Raw genomic sequence first — 18975 nt, 5'->3', positions numbered from 1 at the left:
TAAAGCAAAAGCGCTATACCCCGGAGCGCCACGGTTCTACCGTTAAGGCCTCTTTATCCACTGGAGATCGACGATGACCAGGCCCCGCCTCGCCGCCGTGCTGGAAACCGCGCTCTATGCCGCCGATCTGCCCAGGGCGCGGCGCTTCTACGAGGAGGTGCTGGGACTGGCCCCGATGTTCGCCGATGAACGCCTGGCCACCTATGCGGTGGGCGCCAGCGTGCTGTTGCTGTTCCAGCGGGGCACCACCGAGCAACCGGTCCGGCTGCCGGGCGGCTGCATTCCGCCCCATGGCGCCCAGGGCTGTCAGCATCTGGCCCTGGCGATCGGAGCGGACGAGCTGGAGCCCTGGATCGCGCACCTGGCGGCGGCCGGGGTAGCCATCGAAGCGCGCACCCAGTGGCCTCGTGGCGCGATCAGTCTGTACTTCCGCGATCCGGACGGGCATCTGCTGGAGCTGGCCACGCCTGGACTCTGGCCCAACTACTAGGCGGGCAGCTGGGCTTCGGCCAGGTGCGGAACCCGCGGGATCAGCGCGGCATCCCAATGGGCGACGCCCCAGGCCAGCACCTTGGCCGGGGCTTCCTCGGCCAGCTCCGCACGGATTGGCTGGCCCAGGGTGCGCAGGGCGCGTACCAGCAGGGCCCCGGCCTGCTCGGGCGGCAGCGGCGGCGAGCGGTAACTTTTGCCCAGCTTGTGGCCATCGGGCTGGATCAGCAGCGGGACGTGCAGATAGCGCGGCGCCGGATGGCCGAGCAATTCCTGCAGGTAGAGCTGGCGCGGCGTGGAGTCCAGCAGGTCGGCGCCGCGCACCACGTCGGTCATGCCCTGCAGGGCATCGTCCATCACCACAGCCAGCTGATAGGCGATCAGGCCGTCGCGGCGCTGGATGACGAAGTCGCCCACCGCGCGACCCAGGTGCTGGCGGAATTCGCCCTGGACGCGATCGACGAAGCGGTAGTCCAGCTCCGGGACACGGATGCGGATAGCGGCGTCCGTCGCCGGCAGGCCGCGATTGCGGCAGTGCCCGGGGTAGAGGCCGCCACTGCCTTCGAGCTGCTTGCGCGAACAGTCGCAGGCATAGGCCAGACCGCTGGCCAGCCACTGCGCGATGACCGCCCGATAGGCGTCCAGGCGTTCGCTCTGGCGCAGCACCGGACCGTCCCATTCGAAGCCGTAGGCTTCCAGGGTGGTGAGAATCGCCGCCTGGGCACCTGGGACCTCGCGCGGCGGGTCCAGGTCTTCCATGCGCACCAGCCAGCGTCCGCCTGCGGCGCGGGCATCCAGGTAGGAGGCGAGGGCGGCGACCAGCGAACCGAAATGCAGATAGCCGCTGGGGGTGGGGGCGAAACGGCCGACATAGGGGCGCCTGGACATAGCTCATCCTGTGAATGCCGGAAAGAACAAAGGGCGCCGTAGCGCCCTCGTCGGTGAGGCGGCGGGACTCAGGTCCCGGTCTGCTTCTCGCGGATCTCGGCCAGCGTCTTGCAGTCGATGCACAGACTGGCGGTCGGGCGGGCTTCCAGGCGACGGATGCCGATTTCCACGCCGCAGGAGTCGCACCAGCCGTATTCGTTGTCTTCGATCAGCTGCAGCGTCTCGTCGATCTTCTTGATCAGCTTGCGCTCGCGGTCGCGGGCACGCAGTTCCAGGCTGAATTCCTCTTCCTGGGTGGCGCGATCGGCCGGGTCGGCGAAGTTGGCCGCTTCTTCCTTCATGTGGTGCACGGTGCGATCGACTTCTTCGCGCAGTTCCTGCTTCCACTTGTTCAGAATGCCGGTGAAGTGGGCGCGCATGCGCTCACTCATGTATTCCTCGCCCTTGCTGGGCTGGTAGGGTTCGTAGCCACGGGCCAGATGATTGTTCTGCTGATTTGCTTCGCTGGGCATGATTGACCCTCTCACTTTCGCTGATCCTGTCCACAGGCTGGATGCGTTTCCAGGCCTCTCCATGTTGGAACGCCTGGGGGCTGTGGCTGCCGATGGCGTCCCGCGCAATGCCGACGCCAGGCTGAATATGTTCTCGACTGGCCAGTCGCCCTGCGGATGCAAGCCGGCGAACTTACCAGAAGCTTCCAGGGGGCGCTACTACCGGCCTCCCGCTCCGTGCCGACGCGGCGGATGCCGGTCTGCGAAGCCTTGGTTAGAATCCCGCCTTCGCCACAAGTTCGGACCCCTTCCATGTCCAATTCCTACAGCGCGCGCAGCCAGGCCATCGAGCCCTTCCATGTGATGGCCTTGCTGGAACGCGCCAACCAGCTCCAGGCCGCCGGACACGACGTCATCCACCTGGAGATCGGCGAGCCCGATTTCACCACGGCCGCCCCGGTGGTCGCCGCTGGCCAGGCGGCCCTGGCGGCCGGTCAGACCCACTACACCGCGGCCCGCGGCCTGCCGGAATTGCGCCGTGCCATCGCCGCCTTCTATGGCGAGCGTTATGGCGTCGACCTGGATCCTGAGCGGGTGCTGATCACCCCGGGCGGCTCGGGCGCGCTGCTGCTGGCCAGCGCCCTGCTGGTCGATCCCGGGCGTCACTGGCTGCTGGCCGATCCCGGCTATCCTTGCAATAGGCACTTCCTGCGCCTGGTGGAAGGCGCGGCCCAGCTGATTCCGGTTGGCGCCGACACCCGCTATCAGCTCACTCCCGAGCTGGTCGAGCGGCACTGGCAAGCCGACAGCGTCGGCGCCTTGGTGGCCTCGCCGGCCAATCCGACCGGCACCCTGCTCGATCGCGGCGAACTCGCCGGGCTGTCGGCCGCGCTCAAGGCGCGTGGCGGCCATCTGGTGGTGGATGAGATCTACCATGGCCTGACCTACGGCCTGGACGCGCCCAGCGTGCTGGAAGTGGACGACACGGCCTTCGTGCTCAACAGCTTCTCCAAGTACTTCGGCATGACCGGCTGGCGCCTCGGCTGGCTGGTGGCACCGCGCGCCGCGGTGCCGGAGCTGGAAAAGCTGGCGCAGAATCTCTACATCAGCGCCTCCACCGTGGCCCAGCAGGCCGCCCTGGCCTGTTTCACCCCTGAAGCCATGGCCATCTTTGAAGCGCGTCGCGCCGAATTCGCCCGCCGCCGCGACTACCTGCTACCGGCGCTACGTGCCCTGGGCTTCAGGATCGCCGTCGAGCCCCAGGGCGCCTTCTATCTCTATGCCGACATCTCCGCCTTCGGCGGCGATGCCTATGCCTTCTGCCAGTTCCTGCTGGAGACCGAGCACGTGGCCATCACCCCGGGCCTGGACTTCGGTCGCCATCGCGCCGACACCCATGTGCGCTTCGCCTACACCCAATCGCTGCCGCGCCTGGAAGAGGCCGTTGCCCGCATCGCCCAGGGCCTGCAGCGCTGGAGTACCCGGTGAGATTCGAGCCGCCCCTGGAAGAGGGTCGCCTGCTGCGCCGCTACAAGCGCTTTCTCGCCGACATCGAGACCGCCAGCGGCGAGGTATTGACCCTGCATTGCCCCAATACCGGTTCCATGCTCCATTGCCAGCCGCCGGGCGCCCGCGTCTGGTTCAGTCGCGCCAGCGGCCCCAAGCGCAAGCTGCCCGGCACCTGGGAATTGGTCGAGACGGATCATGGGCGACTGGCCTGCATCAATACTGCCCGGGCCAATCGCCTGGTAGAGGAGGCCTTGCTGGCCGGCGGCATTCCCGAACTGGCCGGCTTCACCGCCCTGCGCCGGGAGGTAGCCTACGGTCTGGAAAACAGCCGCGCCGATTTCCGCCTGGAGTATCCCGCGGGGCCGCTGTACCTGGAGGTGAAGAGCGTCACCCTGGGCTTCGCCGATACCGCTATCGCCGCCTTTCCCGATGCGGTGACCACCCGCGGTACCCGCCATCTGCGTGAGCTGGCGGCACTGGCTGCGGCCGGCGAGCGGGCGGTGCTGCTCTATTGCGTGCTGCTCGACGGCATCGAGGCGGTACGCCCGGCGGCTGAAATCGATGCCGCCTATGCCCTGGCCCTGGGCGAGGCACGCCGGCAGGGCGTGCAGGTGCTGGCTTATGGAGCACGGCTTTCGCCCGCGGGTCTGCAACTGGACCGACCCCTGCGCCTGGCTGACCATTAGGTCAGCCAAAAGCTGATCGGTCGGACAGCTTCTGGCAGGCGCCTTGCTTGCGCTTGTCGCCCATTGATCGCCGCTACCAGGCGATCCTGTTAGGAGTCTCTTGATGATCTCTGTGTTGGGCATGCTGTTGCTGGTGGCCATCGCCATCCTCTTTTCCCGCCAACGGCGCGCCATTCGCGTGCGTACCGTGCTCGCGGCCTTTCTGTTGCAGGCGGGGCTCGGCCTGTTCGTCCTCTACATTCCCTGGGGCCAGCAGGTGCTTGGCAGCGTCTCCGGCGCCGTCTCGTCGCTGCAGCTCTATGCCGACAAGGGCATCGAATTCCTCTTCGGCGGCCTCGCCGGACCCAGGATGTTCGAGTACTTCGGTAACGGCGGCTTCGTCTTCGCCGTGCGGGTGCTGCCCTTGATCGTGTTCTTCGGCAGCCTGATCGCGGTGCTCTACTACCTGGGCATCATGGGCTGGATCATCCGCCTGGTGGGTGGAGCGCTGCATGCCCTGCTCGGTACCAGCCGGGTGGAGTCCACCACCGTTACCGCCACCCTGTTCCTCGGCCAGTCGGAAATGCCGCTGGTGGTGCGGCCCTTCATCGCCGAGCTCACCCGCTCGGAGCTGTTCGCCATCATGGTCGGCGGTTTCGCCGCGGTGGCCGGCTCGGTGCTGCTGGGCTACGCCGGCATGGGCGTGGAGCTCAAGTACCTGATCGCCGCCAGCTTCATGGCCGCGCCGGGTGGACTGCTGATGGCCAAGCTGATGGAACCGGAGACCGAGCAGCCTCGCGACCAGGCCATGAAGACCCTGGGGGAGGGCGAGGAGCGCCCGGCCAATGTCATAGATGCAGCCGCCGAAGGCGCTCAGGTCGGTTTGCGCGTGGCCCTGGCGGTCGGTGCCATGCTGCTGGCCTTCATCGCCCTGATCGCCTTGCTCAACGGCATCCTCGGCTGGTGCGGCGCCTGGTTCGGCCTGCCGCAGCTGAGCATGCAGCTGGTGCTGGGCTATCTGCTGGCGCCGGTCGCCTTCCTGATCGGCGTGCCCTGGAGCGAGGCGGTGCAGGCCGGCGGCTTCATCGGCCAGAAGCTGGTGCTCAACGAATTCGTCGCCTATGCCGACCTCTCGACCTACCTGGATCCGCTCAAGGCGGCGGCAGCGGGGGTGCAACCCCTGTCGGCGCACACCCAGGTCATCGTCACCTTCGCCCTCTGTGGCTTCGCCAACCTGTCCTCCATCGCCATCCAGCTCGGCGGCCTGGGCGGCATCGCCCCCCAACGGCGTCACGAACTGGCCCAGTTGGGCCTGCGCGCCATGCTCGGTGGCACCCTGGCCAACCTGATGAGCGCGGCCCTGGCCGGCTTCTTCGTTAGTCTCTAAGCCCCGCTGGCCCGGTCGCACGACCGGGCTAGACTCAGCTCGCTCCTTTCGTTTTCCGAGGTACTCCCGATGTCCGCTGTCCCTGCTGCAACCCTCGAACACCTGCTGGCCGAAGCCGTCACCGCCTCCCAGCGCGCCTATTGCCCGCATTCCGACTTCCCCGTGGGCGCCGCCCTGCTGACCGCCGAAGGTGCGGTCGTCCATGGCTGCAACGTGGAAAACATCTCCTATGGCCTGACCAACTGCGCCGAGCGCAGCGCCCTGTTCGCTGCCATCAGCCAGGGCCTGCCGCCGCGCAGCTTCACCGCCATGGCCATCCATGCGCCGGGTGTGCCCCTGATCAGTCCCTGCGGTGCCTGCCGCCAGGTGCTGCTGGAATTGATGGCGCCCGACGCGACCATCGTCTGCAGCGGCAGTGAGCCCGGCCGTACCCGGACCTGGACCCTGGCCGAGCTGCTGCCCGGCGCCTTCGACGACTTCTAAGGAGTCCGCCCATGTGGCTCGCCCAGGAAGTGATCCGCCAGAAGCGCGATGGGCTGGAGCTGTCCGCTACGGATATCCGGCGTCTGGTCGGCGGCATCGTCGATGACAGCCTCAGCGAAGGCCAGATCGCCGCCTTCGCCATGGCTACCCTGCTGCGCGGCATGACCGCCGCCGAGCGCACCGCCCTGACCCTGGCCATGCGCGACAGCGGCCAGGTGCTGCACTGGGACCTGCCGGGGCCGGTGGTCGACAAGCATTCCACCGGCGGCGTGGGCGATCTCACCAGCCTGGTACTGGCCCCGCTGCTCGCCGCCTGTGGCTGCCATGTGCCGATGATCTCCGGGCGCGGCCTGGGCCATACCGGCGGCACCCTGGACAAGCTGGAGAGCATCCCCGGCTATCGTATCCGTCCTGGCCTGGCGCGCTTTCGCCAGGTGGTGGCCGAGGTGGGTTGCGCCATCGTCGGCCCGGACGCCGATCTGGCCCCGGCCGATCGCCGCCTCTATGCCATCCGCGACGTTACCGCCACAGTGGAGTCGGTGGACCTGATCACCGCCTCCATCCTGGCCAAGAAACTGGCTGCCGGCCTGGACGTGCTGGTGATGGACGTCAAGACCGGCGGCGGCGCCTTCATGGCCGAGCGCGACGCGGCCCTGCGCCTGGCCGATAGCCTGGTCGAGGTCGCCGAGGCCGCGGGGGTGCGTACCCGCTCCCTCATCACCGACATGAGTCAGCCCCTGGCGCGCAGCGCCGGCAATGCCCTGGAAGTGGAGGAGGCCATCGCCCTGCTGGCCGGCGAGGTGCGCAGCGAACGACTCTGGCAGGTGATTCAGGCGCTGGCCGAGGAGACGCTGCAACTGGCCGGACTGGCCAGGGATGCCGCCACCGCCGAGCGCCTGGTGCTGGAGGCCTGGCAGAGCGGCGCCGCCCTGGCGCGTTTCGCCGCGATGAACCTGGCCCTGGGCGGCCCGTCCGATCTGACCGAGCGGCCCTGGCAGCATCTGCCCCGGACTCAAGAGGTACGCGCCGTCCATCCGGCACGCCCGGGCTGGGTGCAGCAGGTCGATACCCGCGCCCTTGGCTTGCTGGTCGTCGAGCTGGGTGGCGGGCGGCAACGTCCGGAAGATGAAGTGGATCCCGCAGTGGGCCTGGCCGGCCTGGCGCTGCCAGGTGAGCGGGTGGACGAGAATCGGCCCCTGGGTCTGATACATGCCCGTGACGCTGACAGTGCAGCGCGGGCTGCCCGGCAGTTGCAGGCGGCCTATGTCTTGGGGGAAGAGCGACCGGCTGATCCGGTGCCGGCCTTGCTGGATCGGCGCTAGCGCCAGATTTCAGGCAAAAAAAGACCCGGCAGAGCCGGGTCCAAAACCGTGATTAGCCTGATGAGGAGATAACCCGAAAGACCACTGCTGGACTTTCTGTTATCGACCGATCTCGCGACCGGCTGAGTTGAATAATAACAATTCTCATTCCATCGTCAAGCGTATTCGAGAATATTTCTTAATTACTGGCGATTGGCCGCTCCGAGACGCTACGCAGGCGGGTCACTTCCTTGTTCAGCGTGTCGATATGGCGCGCCATGTTCTCGATCAGGCTGTGGGCGATGCGCGGGGTGGTCTCCATCAGCGAGACGAACTGATCCTGGGGAATCACCAGCACGGTGCAGACCGTCTTGGCGATCACGCTGGCGGTACGCGGCGTATGGGTGAAGACCGCCAGGGCACCGACGATCTCGTCCTGGCAGACCTCGCCGACCTTGCAGCCGTCCACCCAGGCCTCGGCATGTCCTTCGGTGATGACGAAGACATGCTCGGCGGAATCGCCCTGGCGGATGATGACCTCGCCGGCGGCATAGCGCCGGAAGCCGGTGGCCGGCTGGGTGACCGGCGGCTTGAGGCGGATCAGCGCCTGCGCCAGCAGCGATTGCTGGCCCAGCAGGTACCTCAGCAGGGCATCGCGCTGAGCCGGGGTGGCGGTCGCCGCCGCGAGAAAGGTCTCGCGGTCATAGGGCAGCACCAGGACGTCGGCCTCGCTCTCGTAATTGAGGATCGGCAGATCCAGGGTGCGCCCGAGGCCGATCAGGTCGCCTTCGCCGAGCTGGAACAGCGCCCGCTGATCCAGGACCACCCGCAATGGGCCACGCTGGATCAGATAGACCTCGTCGTTGCGCATCCAGTCCTGCAGCAGGGCGGCGGGAGTCAGCTGCAGCGGCTGCCGACTCGGCGCCACACCACTGACCAATTGCGCCGGAATGGCCTGCAGCGCCTGACGCAATTGATCGACATAGGGAGGCTGATCGCCGATGAGGTACATGGTGCCAATTCCTTCTTGTTACGCAGAGGTTGTGACGTGGGTCGCACGATAAGCCGCTCGTCGGCGACCGTAAATCCACAACTCCACGGGCTGTGACGGAACGCTTGTTCTGCCCCCCAGGAGGTCGTGGTCAGGCCTGGGCGCGACCCAGTCGGCGCAGCAGGCGAGCCGGCAAGGCCTCCAGTTGCCCGGCGCGTCCCAGCTCCACCACCAGCGCGCGATCCTGCTCGGCTGGTTCGAGCGGATCCTGGGCCTGGCGCTGGGCCGCCACCACCGCGAGGGTGGCTTCGGAAGGATCGGTCCCCTCGGCCTGGCGCTCCTGCAGCCAGCGGGCGATGAGTTCATCGTCCGCCTGGCAGTCGATGATCAGCAGGGGCGCGGCCTGGGCCTCGGCGAGTGCCTGGGCCGCGGTACGCTGGCCCTGCTTGAGGTAGGTGGCGTCGAGCACCAGCGGATAGCCGGCCGCCAGCACCTGGGCGCCGATCTCGTGCAGCCGCGCATAGGTGGCTTCGCCGGCCGCCGCGCTGTAGCGGGTGGCCTCGTCGCTGTCGGCATAGAGACGCTGGCGCTCGACATCGGATCTCAGGCGAACGGCGCCGAGCGCCTCGACCAGGGCCAGGGCCACGGTGCTCTTGCCGATGCCCGAGACACCATGCATCACCGCCGCGAAGGGCTGGGGCACCTGGGTGTAGCCCTCGGCCAGTGCCGTGTAGCTGCGATAGCTGGCGAGGATCTCGGCCCGCAGTGCCGGCTCCTCGGCCTGGCCCAGGCGGAAGAGGGCGATCTTGGCACGCACCATGGCGCGGTACGCCTTGTAGAAGTCGAGCAGGGCGAGGCCGCTGTAGTCGCCGGTCGCCTCGAAGTAGGCGTTGACGAATCTGTTGCTCAGCGTCTTGAGTCCGCGGTCTTCCAGGTCCATGGCCAGGAAGCCGGCATCGCCCATGGTGTCGGTCAGGCGGAAGGGCTCGTTGAACTCGATGCAGTCGAACAGCACCACCTCGCCATCAAGCAAGGTGGCGTTGGCCAGGTGGATGTCGCCGTGGCATTCGCGGATGAAGCCGTCCCGGCAGCGGGCCTCGAACAGCGGCAGCAGGCGCGCGTAGCTGGCTTCGGCCCAGGCTTCGAGCTGGTCGAGCTGCTTGAGATCGGCCGCCTCGTTGAGCATGGCGCGGATCTGCTCGAAATTCTGCCGTACCGGCGCCATGGCGGCGTCCGGGGTGCACAGCGGATGCGTGGTCGCCACCTGGGGCGCCGACAGGTGGAAGCGGGCGATCTGAGCGGCCAGGGCGTCGATGTGCGCCTGGGTCAGTTCGCCGCGCTGCTGCACCTCGCTGAGCAACTGGCTCTGCGGGAATTCGCGCATGCGCAGGGCGTATTCGATGACCGGACCGCTGCCGCCCAGTTCGGGGGCGCCTTCGCTGCCGGTGATGGCCACCACGTCCTGATAGAGATCGCGGGTCAGACGTTGATTGAGTCGCAGCTCCTCGCGGCAGAAGTGGCCGCGGGCCTCTAGGTCAGTGAAGTCGAGGAAGCCGAAATTCACCGGCTTCTTGATCTTGTAGGCGACCTCGCCGGTCAGCACGACCCAGGAAATATGGGTTTCGATGACCCGGAACGCCGAGGTGGGATGGGGATAGAGCGCCGGGTTCTGCAGGGCGGAAATCAGGAGCTGGCTCACGGGCGGTCCTTGTAGGGAATAGATGGCGGCATTATCGCTGCCAGGGCTGCCTGCGCAAGCCGCGACACCGGGAAGGGGCGTCCTTGAACCCCAGCTGACGAAGCGCTGGCGCGCCGCTGTCGGCCACCGGGCAAGTGCGTATAATGCGCCGCCATGAAGCGACCCCGATCCTCTCGTTCCCGCAAGCGCAAGACCTTTGACTGGCGCCGCCTGTCCGGCTGGGCAGTCAAGCTAGGTCTGGTCGCGCTGGTAGCCCTGGCTGGCGTATGCATCTATCTGGATGCCGTGGTCCAGGAAAAATTCTCCGGCAAGCGCTGGACCATTCCGGCCAAGGTCTATGCCCGGCCGCTGGAGTTGTTCAACGGCGTCAAGCTCAGCCGTGACGACTTCCTCACCGAACTCGATGCCCTCGGCTATCGCCGCGAAAAGACCGTGGATGGCCCCGGCAGCGTCTCCGTGGGTGCCTCCACGGTCGAGCTCAATACCCGCGGCTTCCAGTTCTACGAAGGCGTCGAGCCGGCCCGGGCGATCCGCGTGCGTTTCGCCGGCGGCACCGTCTCCGGCATCAGCGCCCTGGATGGCAGCAATCTCGCCGTGGCTCGTCTCGAACCGCTGATGATCGGTGGCATCTATCCGGCGCATAACGAGGATCGCATCCTCATCAAGCTCGACCAGGCGCCACCGCATCTGGTCGATGGCCTGGTGGCCGTCGAGGACCGCGAGTTCTGGCATCACCATGGCGTCTCGCCCAAGTCCATCGCCCGGGCGGTCTGGGTCAATGCCACCAGCGGCCAGGTGCGCCAGGGCGGCAGTACCCTGACGCAGCAGCTGGTCAAGAACTTCTACCTCACCAACGAGCGCAGCATCACCCGCAAGGGCACCGAAGCCCTGATGGCGCTGCTGCTGGAGCTGCATTACAGCAAGCAGGAGATCCTCGAGGCCTATCTCAACGAGGTGTTCCTCGGTCAGGACGGCTCGCGCGCCATCCACGGCTTCGGCCTGGCGGCCCAGTACTTCTTCGGTCAGCCCTTCAGCGAACTGAAACTGCATCAGGTCGCCCTGCTGGTTGGCCTGGTGAAGGGCCCGTCCTACTACAACCCGCGCCGCTACCCCGAGCGCGCCATGACCCGCCGCAACCTGGTACTCGACCTCATGGCCGAGCAGGGCGTGGTCAGCGCCACCGAAGCCGAGGCCGCCAAGGCCCGCCCGCTGGGCATCACCAAGGCCGGCAGCCTGACCAACAGCTCTTTCCCGGCCTTCGTTGACCTGGTCAAGCGTCAGCTCAAGCAGGACTACCGCGACGAAGACCTCACCGAAGAAGGGCTGCGCATCTTCACCAGCTTCGATCCGATCCTGCAGACCAAGGCCGAAGCGGCCATGGCCGAGGCTTTGAAGCGCATCGATGGTCGCAAGGGCGCGGAAAACGTCGAGTCGGCCATGGTGGTGACCAATCCGGAAACCGGTGAGGTCCAGGCGCTGCTGGGTGGCCGCGATCCGCGTTTCGCCGGCTACAACCGCGCCCTCGATGCGGTGCGCCAGGTCGGTTCGCTGATCAAGCCGGCGGTCTATCTCACCGCCCTGGAACGCCCCAGCAAGTACACCCTGACCACCCTGATCCAGGACGAGCCCTTCTCGGTGAAAGGCGCCGACGGCCAGGTCTGGCGGCCGCAGAACTACGAGCACAAGGCGCACGGCACCATCTTTCTCTATCAGGGGCTGGCGCATTCCTACAACCTCTCCACGGCGCGCCTGGGCCTGGATCTGGGGCTACCCGAGGTGCTCAAGACCGTCGAGCGGCTGGGCGTGAGTCGCGCCCTGCCGCCCTATCCGGCGACCCTGCTCGGGGCCGGTGCTCTGACGCCCATGGAAGTGGCGACGATGTACCAGACGTTGGCCAATGGTGGCTTCAATACGCCGTTGCGCAGCATCCGCAGCGTGCTCGATGCCAATGGCGAGCCGCTCAAACGCTATCCCTTCCAGATCGAGCAGCGTTTCGATACTGGCGCCATCTACCTGGTGCAGTACGCCATGCAGCGCGTCATGCGCGAGGGCACCGGGCGCTCGGTCTACAACCAGATCCCCACCAGCGTGAATCTGGCGGGCAAGACCGGTACCACCAACGATTCCCGCGACAGCTGGTTCTCCGGCTTCAGCCAGGATCTGCTGGCGGTGGTCTGGCTGGGTCGCGACGACAATGGCAAGACGCCGCTGACCGGTGCCACCGGTGCGCTGCAGGTCTGGAGCAACTTCATGCGCCGCGCCGATCCGGTCTCCCTGGACATGCCGGTGCCGGACAACATCACCCAGGCCTGGGTCGATGCCACCACTGGCCGCGGCACGGATCCTTCGTGTCCCAATGCCGTGCAGATGCCTTATATTCGCGGCAGTGAGCCGCCGCCAGGTGCCTCCTGTGGCGCACCGGCCGCGCCCGCCACGGGCGGGAACGGCAACGGGGGCAATCCGGTCATGGATTGGGTCAAGGGCTGGTTGAATTGAGAGGTCGCAAGGTGACGAAAGCAGTCTGGCCGGTGGTGATCGCCGGTGTTCTCCTCGCGGGTTGCGCCGCGCCGCAACGTGGTGCCATCCCCGTGGTCGATTCGGGCGGTCCGGTGTCCAACGGCGAACTCTATCGCCAAGGCAACAACCGACCCCTGCCGGCGCAACGCCAGGCCCCGGTGGCGGCAGCGCCCAGCGCGCCGACCGATACCGGGGTGACCGTCATGGTGCCGGGCGGCAGTTCCGCGCCCTTGGAAACCTATGCCGCGCCAGCGGCCTCGGCGCCGCTGATCACCTCGTCCAGCCCCAGCGCCCCGCCCACTCAGGCGCCGGTGCAGCCGAGCTATTCGCAGCCGGTCTATCCGCCCGCTACGCAAAACGGTTCCACAGCGGCCAACAGGGCGCCGACCGGAATTCCGTCCGCGAGTAACTCCAGTGGCGGCGGTCTTGCCGCCGACGAACAGCTCGATGGCCCGGTGCTGGCGCTGCTGACCACCGCCCAGCAACAGCAGAGCGGCGGCGATCTCAACGGCGCTTCTTCGAGTCTCGAACGAGCCCAGCGTATCGCTCCGCGTGAGCCCCAGGTCCTCTATCGCCTGGCCCAGGTACGCCTGGCCCAGAACGATCCCGCCCAGGGCGAGCAACTGGCCCGGCGCGCCCTGACCTATGCCAACGGGCGGCCGGCCCTGCAGGCCAGTCTCTGGCAGCTGATCGCTCAGGCCCGCGAGGCCCAGGGCGATGCCTCCGGGGCCGCTCTGGCCCGGCAGAAGGCCCAGGTGGGTACCTGATGGACGAGCGCCTGCCCGCCCTGGCCGATCAGCTGCTGCAGATCGAACGTGAATTGCGCCTGCTCGGCTGGTGGTCGGCGCAGGCGCCCAGCGCGGAGGCCCTGGCCAGCCAGGAGCCCTTCTGCGTCGATACCCTGAGTTTCGCCCAGTGGCTGCAGTGGATCTTCGTGCCGCGGATGAAGCTGATCATCGAAAGCGATGCGGTCCTGCCGGCGCGCTCGGGCATCCGGCCGATGGCCGAGATGGTCTATCAGGGCAATCTCGATCCGGTCCTGCCCCTGCTCGCGTCCCTGGCCGAATTCGACCGCATCATCGAAAGCGCCTGAGCTACTTGCCGCAGTTCTGCTCGATGGACAGCTGGGTGTCGGCCAGGCGCTGCTGACGTTCCTCTTCGCTCAGCCGCCGCGTCTCGCCCCGACCGGACTGCACCAGGATGCGCGGGTTGTTGCGCAGTTGTGCCAGATTCTGCCGCGCCTGATCGCACTGCTCCTTGAGCTTGTTCTGTTCCTCGCGCACCTGGGCCTTCACCCGGCGATCCATTTCCTGTTGCTGGGCATCGTTGGACACCGACGGTTGCTGGGTGCCGTTGGGCATCTTGTAGGTGGGCGCGCTGCCACCGCCATTGATCTGCGGCGCCGTCTTCACGTCCACCTCCTTGGCCTTCTGGCCCTCGGGCGGCTGGGCACTGAAATGGGTGATGCCCTTGTCGTCGGTCCACTTGTAGACCTGCGCGGCCTGGGCGGACAGGCTGCAGGCGAAAGCCAGGGCGGAAAGCCAGAAGATCGAGCGCATGAGAATCCTGGAAGGGCAGAGGACAGGACTTCACTATAAGAGGAGACGTCGACCTTTTCATCACGGCTGATCGCCGACGACCGATTGCGCCCGGTTGCACCTTTCGGCTTGACTTGCACCGGACGAATGCGAACAATCCAAAGTTCGCTGTAGCGAGTCGGCCCAAAGCTGACTGCTCGGCAGACCATGAGGTGCCTACCCGCGCCGCCACAGTCAAATACCCTGCACCGCGTTACCTCGCGTCGGGTGGAAGCTCCAGCATTCATCGGAATCTTCCAACAAGGCTTTCTAGGCAGCTGAATCGTCGGTGACCACCGTCGCCCATGCTCTGCCTTGCAGTCAACCGAACCTTGAGCGTCCACCGATGGGCGCTCGCCATGCGTGGAATGAGGTGATACGTGGAGCTATTAACTGGCGCTGAGATGGTCGTCCGCTTCTTGCGCGACGAGGGCGTGAAACACATCTACGGGTACCCGGGCGGTGCCCTGCTGCACATCTACGACGCCCTGTTCAAGGAACCGGCGCTCAACCACATCCTGGTTCGCCACGAGCAGGCCGCCACCCACATGGCCGACGGCTATGCCCGCGCCACCGGCAAGGCCGGCGTGGTCCTGGTGACCTCTGGTCCCGGTGCGACCAATGCCATCACCGGCATCGCCACCGCCTACATGGACTCCATTCCCATGGTCGTCCTGTCCGGTCAGGTGCCGAGCAACATGGTGGGCACCGACGCCTTCCAGGAAACCGACATGGTCGGTATCTCCCGGCCGATCGTGAAGCACAGCTTCATCATCAAGCACCCCTCCGAGATCCCCGAAGTCCTCAAGAAGGCCTTCTACCTCGCCGAGTCCGGGCGTCCCGGTCCCGTGGTGGTCGACATCCCCAAGGACATGGGCGATCCGACCAAGAAATACGAATACGTCTATCCGAAGAAGATCAAGCTGCGCTCCTACAATCCGGCGCAACGCGGTCACTCCGGGCAGATCCGCAAGGCCGTCGAGATGCTGGTGGCGGCCAAGCGTCCCATCCTCTACGCAGGTGGCGGCGTCATCCTCGGCGGCGCCTCCGCGGCCCTCACCGAGCTGGCACGCCTGCTCAACCTGCCGGTCACCAACACCCTGATGGGTCTCGGCGGCTATCCGGGCAGCGACCGCCAGTTCCTCGGCATGCTCGGCATGCACGGCAGCTACCCGGCCAACCTGGCCATGCACCACAGCGACGTCATCCTCGCCGTGGGCGCGCGCTTCGATGACCGCGTCATCAACGGCGCCACGCGCTTCTGCCCGAACGCCAAGATCATCCATGTCGACATCGACCCGGCGTCGATCTCCAAGACCATCAAGGCCGACGTGCCCATCGTCGGTCCGGTCGACAGCGTCCTCGCCGAGATGGTCGCCGTGGTCCGCGAGCTGAGCGAGAAGCCCCACGCCGAAAGCCAGGCCGCCTGGTGGAAGCAGATCGAGGAATGGCGTGGCGGTCGCGAGATGTTCCCCTACGACAAGGGCGACGGCAGCATCATCAAGCCGCAGACCGTCATCGAGACCCTGTACGACGTCACCGCGGGCGATGCCTACATCACCTCGGACGTAGGCCAGCACCAAATGTTCGCCGCCCAGTACTACCGCTACGACAAGCCCAATCGCTGGATCAACTCCGGCGGCCTCGGCACCATGGGCTTCGGCTTCCCGGCGGCCATGGGCGTCAAGCTCAACTTCCCGGACGCCGATGTCGCTTGCGTCACCGGCGAAGGCAGCGTGCAGATGAACATCCAGGAGCTCTCCACCTGCATGCAGTACGACCTGCCGGTGAAGATCGTCTGCCTCAACAATGGCGCCCTGGGCATGGTCCGCCAGTGGCAAGACATGCAGTACAGCAGCCGCTACTCCCACTCCTACATGGAATCCCTGCCGGACTTCGTCAAGCTGGCCGAGGCCTATGGCCACGTCGGCATGCGCATCGAACGTCTGGAAGACCTCAAGCCGATGATGGCCGAGGCCTTCGCCATGAAGAATCGCCTGGTCTTCCTCGACATCGCCGTGGACAACACCGAACACGTCTACCCGATGCAGATCAAGGATGGCGCGATGCGCGACATGTGGCTGAGCAAGACGGAGCGGACCTGAACATGAGACACATCATCTCCCTGCTGCTGGAAAACGAGCCCGGCGCCCTGTCCCGCGTGGTCGGCCTGTTCTCCCAGCGCAACTACAACATCGAAAGCCTCACGGTCGCCGCGACCGAGGACCCGACCCTGTCGCGCCTGACCCTGACCACCATCGGCCAGGAAGAGACGGTCGAGCAGATCACCAAGAACCTCAACAAGCTCATCGAGGTGGTGAAACTGGTCAACCTGTCAGAGAGTGCTCACATCGAGCGCGAACTCCTGCTGATCAAGGTCAAGGCCACCGGCGCCCAGCGCGCCGAGGTCAAGCGCACCACCGATATCTTTCGCGGCCAGATCGTCGATGTCGGCAGTAGCGTGTATACCATTCAGCTGGCGGGCACCAGCGAGAAGATCGACAGCTTCATCCAGGCGATCGGCGCCGCGTCCATCCTCGAGGTGGTGCGTAGCGGCGTGACCGGAATTTCCCGTGGCGACAAAGCCCTGAGCATCTGATACCCCCTTTTCCAGGAGAACCTGCAATGCGCGTTTACTACGACAAAGACTGTGACCTTTCCATCATCCAGGGCAAGAAGGTCGCCATCATCGGCTACGGCTCCCAGGGCCACGCCCACGCCTGCAACCTGAAGGACTCCGGCGTCGACGTCGTCGTCGGTCTGCGTAGTGGCTCGGCCACCGTGGCCAAGGCCGAAGCCCATGGTCTGACCGTCAAGCCGGTCAAGGACGCCGTCGCCGCCGCTGACGTGGTCATGATCCTGACCCCCGACGAATTCCAGTCCAAGCTGTACAAGGACGAGATCGAGCCGAACCTGAAGCAGGGCGCCACCCTGGCCTTCGCCCACGGTTTCGCCATCCACTACAACCAGGTCGTGCCCCGCGCTGACCTGGACGTCATCATGATCGCCCCCAAGGCCCCGGGTCACACCGTGCGTTCCGAGTTCGTCAAGGGCGGCGGCATCCCTGATCTGGTCGCCGTCCACCAGGACGCCTCCGGCAATGCCAAGAACGTCGCCCTGTCCTACGCCTGTGGCGTCGGCGGCGGCCGTACCGGCATCATCGAAACCACCTTCAAGGACGAGACCGAAACCGACCTGTTCGGCGAGCAGGCCGTGCTGTGCGGTGGTGCGGTCGAACTGGTCAAGGCCGGTTTCGAAACCCTGGTCGAAGCCGGCTACGCGCCGGAAATGGCCTACTTCGAGTGCCTGCACGAGCTGAAGCTGATCGTTGACCTCATGTATGAAGGCGGCATCGCCAACATGAACTACTCGATCTCCAACAACGCCGAGTACGGCGAGTACGTGACCGGCCCCGAGGTGATCAACGCCGAGTCGCGCGCCGCCATGAAGAATGCGCTCAAGCGCATCCAAAACGGCGAATACGCCAAGATGTTCGTGGCCGAGGGCGCGTCCAACTACGCCTCCATGACCGCCTACCGTCGCAACAACGCGGCTCACCCGATCGAGCAGGTCGGCGAGAAGCTGCGTGCCATGATGCCCTGGATCGCGTCGAACAAGATCGTCGACAAGACCAAGAACTGATCGGGCAGGGCGCTTGCCCTGAAACGAGCGGTAAAAGACGCGGCCTCGGCCGCGTTTTTCATTGCACTGCCCACGACCCCGGCAATGCCTTAGCATGGGAGGTTAGGCTGAACCCTATCCTCAAGAGGTCAGTCCAATCCGTCAGGTAATGCCCAAGGAAAATCCATGAGCGAGCGTCCCGAAGAAACCCCGTCCAACACCAACACCGACGGCCTCATCCCCGTGGATGAGCACATCGAGGAGACGCAGGACGCCCAGGGTCGCAAGATCAGACGCCGTGGCGTGTACCTGCTGCCCAATCTCTTCACCACCGCGGCGCTCTTTGCCGGCCTCTATTCCATCATCAAGGGTGTCGCCGCGCAGACCGCCTTCATCCAGGGGCAGTACGAGATTGCCTCTGCCGGCTTCTCGGCCGCCGCCGCCGCCATCTTCATCGCCATGGTCCTCGATGGCCTGGATGGCCGCGTCGCCCGCATGACCAATACCCAGAGCGCCTTCGGCGAACAGTACGACTCGCTTTCCGACATGGTCGCCTTCGGTGTCGCGCCGGCCATCCTGGCCTTCCAGTGGGCTCTGAGTGGCCTGGGCAATGTCGGCTGGGCCGTCGCCTTCATCTATGTAGCCGGCGCCGCCTTGCGCCTGGCTCGCTTCAACACCCAGATCGGTTCGGTGGACAAGCGCTACTTCATCGGTCTGGCCAGTCCTTCTGCGGCTGCCCTGGTGGCCGGTACCGTCTGGTGCTTCAGCGACTTCGGCATCCAGGGCTCCAAGCTGTCCCTGCTGGTGGCCCTGATGGTCGCTGCTGCCGGCATGCTCATGGTCAGCAACTTCAAGTACTGGAGCTTCAAAACCCTGGGCCTGAAGGGACGGGTGCCCTTCGTGGTCATCCTGATCGCCGTACTGGTCTTTGCTGTGGTCTTTACCGACCCGCCGCGCGTCCTGCTGCTGGGTTTCCTGGCCTATGCCGTCTCCGGACCCTTCACCACCCTCTGGCGCAACCGCCGTATCGGTCGGGCCTAAGGGGCTATAAGAGAAGGGGCTGCGCGAGCAGCCCCTTCTTTTTTGGCTTTTTGAAAATAAGCTGTTGACCTGTCCTGAAACTCCCCTATAATGCGCCCCACTTCCGGCGCAGACGCTGAAGCGGCTTGAAAATCAAGCACTTAGGTCTGAGCCGGGCGAGGGGTCCACGGACTCTTCGCCATTTGGTCTTCACCTCCGGGTGATGACGAAATGAAGCGGAGGGGGTTGACAGCGTCTTGGGATGCTGTAGGATTCGCCTCCCGCTGCCGAGATTGGTTAGACCGGTCAGGCAAGCGCAAGTGGTTGAGTTGAAACG

Annotated in this window: 18 protein-coding genes; 13 read left to right on the top strand and 5 right to left on the bottom strand. The window is 65.9% G+C overall.

Annotated features, from left to right (window positions below; all coding sequences use genetic code 11):
- Positions 1–73 precede the first annotated feature (73 nt).
- Positions 74–490 (top strand): VOC family protein, encoded by a 417-nt coding sequence (locus LRS53_RS20145; protein WP_231357102.1) that lies wholly within the window; start codon positions 74–76, stop codon positions 488–490.
- Here the strand turns inward: LRS53_RS20145 and gluQRS are convergent.
- Together gluQRS and dksA are read right to left on the bottom strand one after the other, a co-directional pair.
- Positions 487–1377 (bottom strand): tRNA glutamyl-Q(34) synthetase GluQRS, encoded by an 891-nt coding sequence (gene gluQRS / locus LRS53_RS20140; protein WP_231357101.1) that lies wholly within the window; start codon positions 1375–1377, stop codon positions 487–489. The two genes, LRS53_RS20145 and gluQRS, sit on opposite strands and share 4 nt — an antisense overlap.
- A 68-nt stretch (positions 1378–1445) precedes the next feature.
- Complete coding sequence (dksA, locus tag LRS53_RS20135; protein ID WP_017640386.1) at positions 1446–1889, bottom strand: RNA polymerase-binding protein DksA; 444 nt, start codon at positions 1887–1889, stop codon at positions 1446–1448.
- A gap of 291 nt (positions 1890–2180) precedes the next feature.
- On the opposite strand from dksA, the gene LRS53_RS20130 reads away from it, so the two are divergent.
- The 5 genes from LRS53_RS20130 (at position 2181) to deoA (ending at position 7234) form a co-directional block, all read left to right on the top strand.
- A complete protein-coding gene (locus LRS53_RS20130) occupies positions 2181–3356 on the top strand; it encodes a pyridoxal phosphate-dependent aminotransferase (protein ID WP_231357100.1) in 1176 nt (391 codons plus the stop codon).
- Entirely contained in the window at positions 3353–4063 is a 711-nt protein-coding gene (sfsA, locus tag LRS53_RS20125; RefSeq protein WP_017640388.1) for a DNA/RNA nuclease SfsA, read from the top strand. Before LRS53_RS20130 ends, sfsA begins: the two co-directional genes overlap by 4 nt.
- A gap of 103 nt (positions 4064–4166) precedes the next feature.
- Positions 4167–5429, top strand: a complete 1263-nt coding sequence (locus LRS53_RS20120) for a NupC/NupG family nucleoside CNT transporter (RefSeq protein WP_017640389.1) — start codon at positions 4167–4169, stop codon at positions 5427–5429.
- Between the two features lie 69 nt (positions 5430–5498).
- Positions 5499–5912, top strand: a complete 414-nt coding sequence (locus tag LRS53_RS20115; protein ID WP_231357099.1) for a cytidine deaminase — start codon at positions 5499–5501, stop codon at positions 5910–5912.
- Positions 5913–5923: 11 nt separating this feature from the next.
- A complete protein-coding gene (gene deoA / locus LRS53_RS20110) occupies positions 5924–7234 on the top strand; it encodes a thymidine phosphorylase (RefSeq protein WP_231357098.1) in 1311 nt (436 codons plus the stop codon).
- Positions 7235–7412: 178 nt separating this feature from the next.
- Here the strand turns inward: deoA and LRS53_RS20105 are convergent, their stop codons facing one another.
- Positions 7413–8225, bottom strand: a complete 813-nt coding sequence (locus LRS53_RS20105) for a cyclic nucleotide-binding domain-containing protein (protein ID WP_173149674.1) — start codon at positions 8223–8225, stop codon at positions 7413–7415.
- 130 nt (positions 8226–8355) lie between these two features.
- Entirely contained in the window at positions 8356–9903 is a 1548-nt protein-coding gene (locus tag LRS53_RS20100) for a bifunctional aminoglycoside phosphotransferase/ATP-binding protein (RefSeq protein ID WP_231357097.1), read from the bottom strand.
- Between the two features lie 153 nt (positions 9904–10056).
- Between LRS53_RS20100 and mrcB the strand changes: the two genes are divergently transcribed.
- Genes mrcB through LRS53_RS20085 form a run of 3 tightly spaced genes read left to right on the top strand, consistent with a single transcriptional unit; the run spans position 10057 to position 13513 of the window.
- A complete protein-coding gene (gene mrcB, locus LRS53_RS20095) occupies positions 10057–12399 on the top strand; it encodes a penicillin-binding protein 1B (protein ID WP_231357096.1) in 2343 nt (780 codons plus the stop codon).
- Positions 12387–13187, top strand: coding sequence for a tetratricopeptide repeat protein (locus LRS53_RS20090; RefSeq protein WP_442968541.1), 801 nt, complete (start codon positions 12387–12389; stop codon positions 13185–13187). Before mrcB ends, LRS53_RS20090 begins: the two co-directional genes overlap by 13 nt.
- A complete protein-coding gene (locus LRS53_RS20085) occupies positions 13187–13513 on the top strand; it encodes a YqcC family protein (protein ID WP_007159693.1) in 327 nt (108 codons plus the stop codon). Before LRS53_RS20090 ends, LRS53_RS20085 begins: the two co-directional genes overlap by 1 nt.
- Position 13514: 1 nt before the next feature.
- Here LRS53_RS20085 and LRS53_RS20080 read toward each other — a convergent pair whose 3' ends face one another.
- Positions 13515–13979: a DUF4124 domain-containing protein gene (locus tag LRS53_RS20080; RefSeq protein WP_231357094.1), complete on the bottom strand. Its 465-nt coding sequence runs from the start codon at positions 13977–13979 to the stop codon at positions 13515–13517.
- Positions 13980–14377: 398 nt separating this feature from the next.
- On the opposite strand from LRS53_RS20080, the gene LRS53_RS20075 reads away from it, so the two are divergent.
- The 4 genes from LRS53_RS20075 (at position 14378) to pssA (ending at position 18659) form a co-directional block, all read left to right on the top strand.
- Complete coding sequence (locus LRS53_RS20075) at positions 14378–16102, top strand: acetolactate synthase 3 large subunit (protein WP_184288720.1); 1725 nt, start codon at positions 14378–14380, stop codon at positions 16100–16102.
- Positions 16103–16104: 2 nt separating this feature from the next.
- Positions 16105–16596, top strand: a complete 492-nt coding sequence (gene ilvN / locus LRS53_RS20070; RefSeq protein ID WP_007159690.1) for an acetolactate synthase small subunit — start codon at positions 16105–16107, stop codon at positions 16594–16596.
- A 26-nt stretch (positions 16597–16622) separates the two neighbouring features.
- Positions 16623–17639, top strand: a complete 1017-nt coding sequence (gene ilvC, locus LRS53_RS20065) for a ketol-acid reductoisomerase (RefSeq protein ID WP_017638576.1) — start codon at positions 16623–16625, stop codon at positions 17637–17639.
- A gap of 165 nt (positions 17640–17804) precedes the next feature.
- Positions 17805–18659 carry a CDP-diacylglycerol--serine O-phosphatidyltransferase gene (gene pssA, locus LRS53_RS20060; protein WP_017638575.1) on the top strand — a complete coding sequence of 285 codons (855 nt, stop codon included), beginning with the start codon at positions 17805–17807 and terminating at the stop codon, positions 18657–18659.
- Positions 18660–18975 lie beyond the last annotated feature (316 nt).

It is taken from the genome of Pseudomonas sp. PLB05 (assembly GCF_021106615.1).
Lineage (GTDB): Bacteria > Pseudomonadota > Gammaproteobacteria > Pseudomonadales > Pseudomonadaceae > Chryseomonas > Chryseomonas benzopyrenica.
The sequence above is the reverse complement of the archived record's forward strand: the minus strand, read 5'-3'. Positions and strand labels throughout refer to the sequence as shown.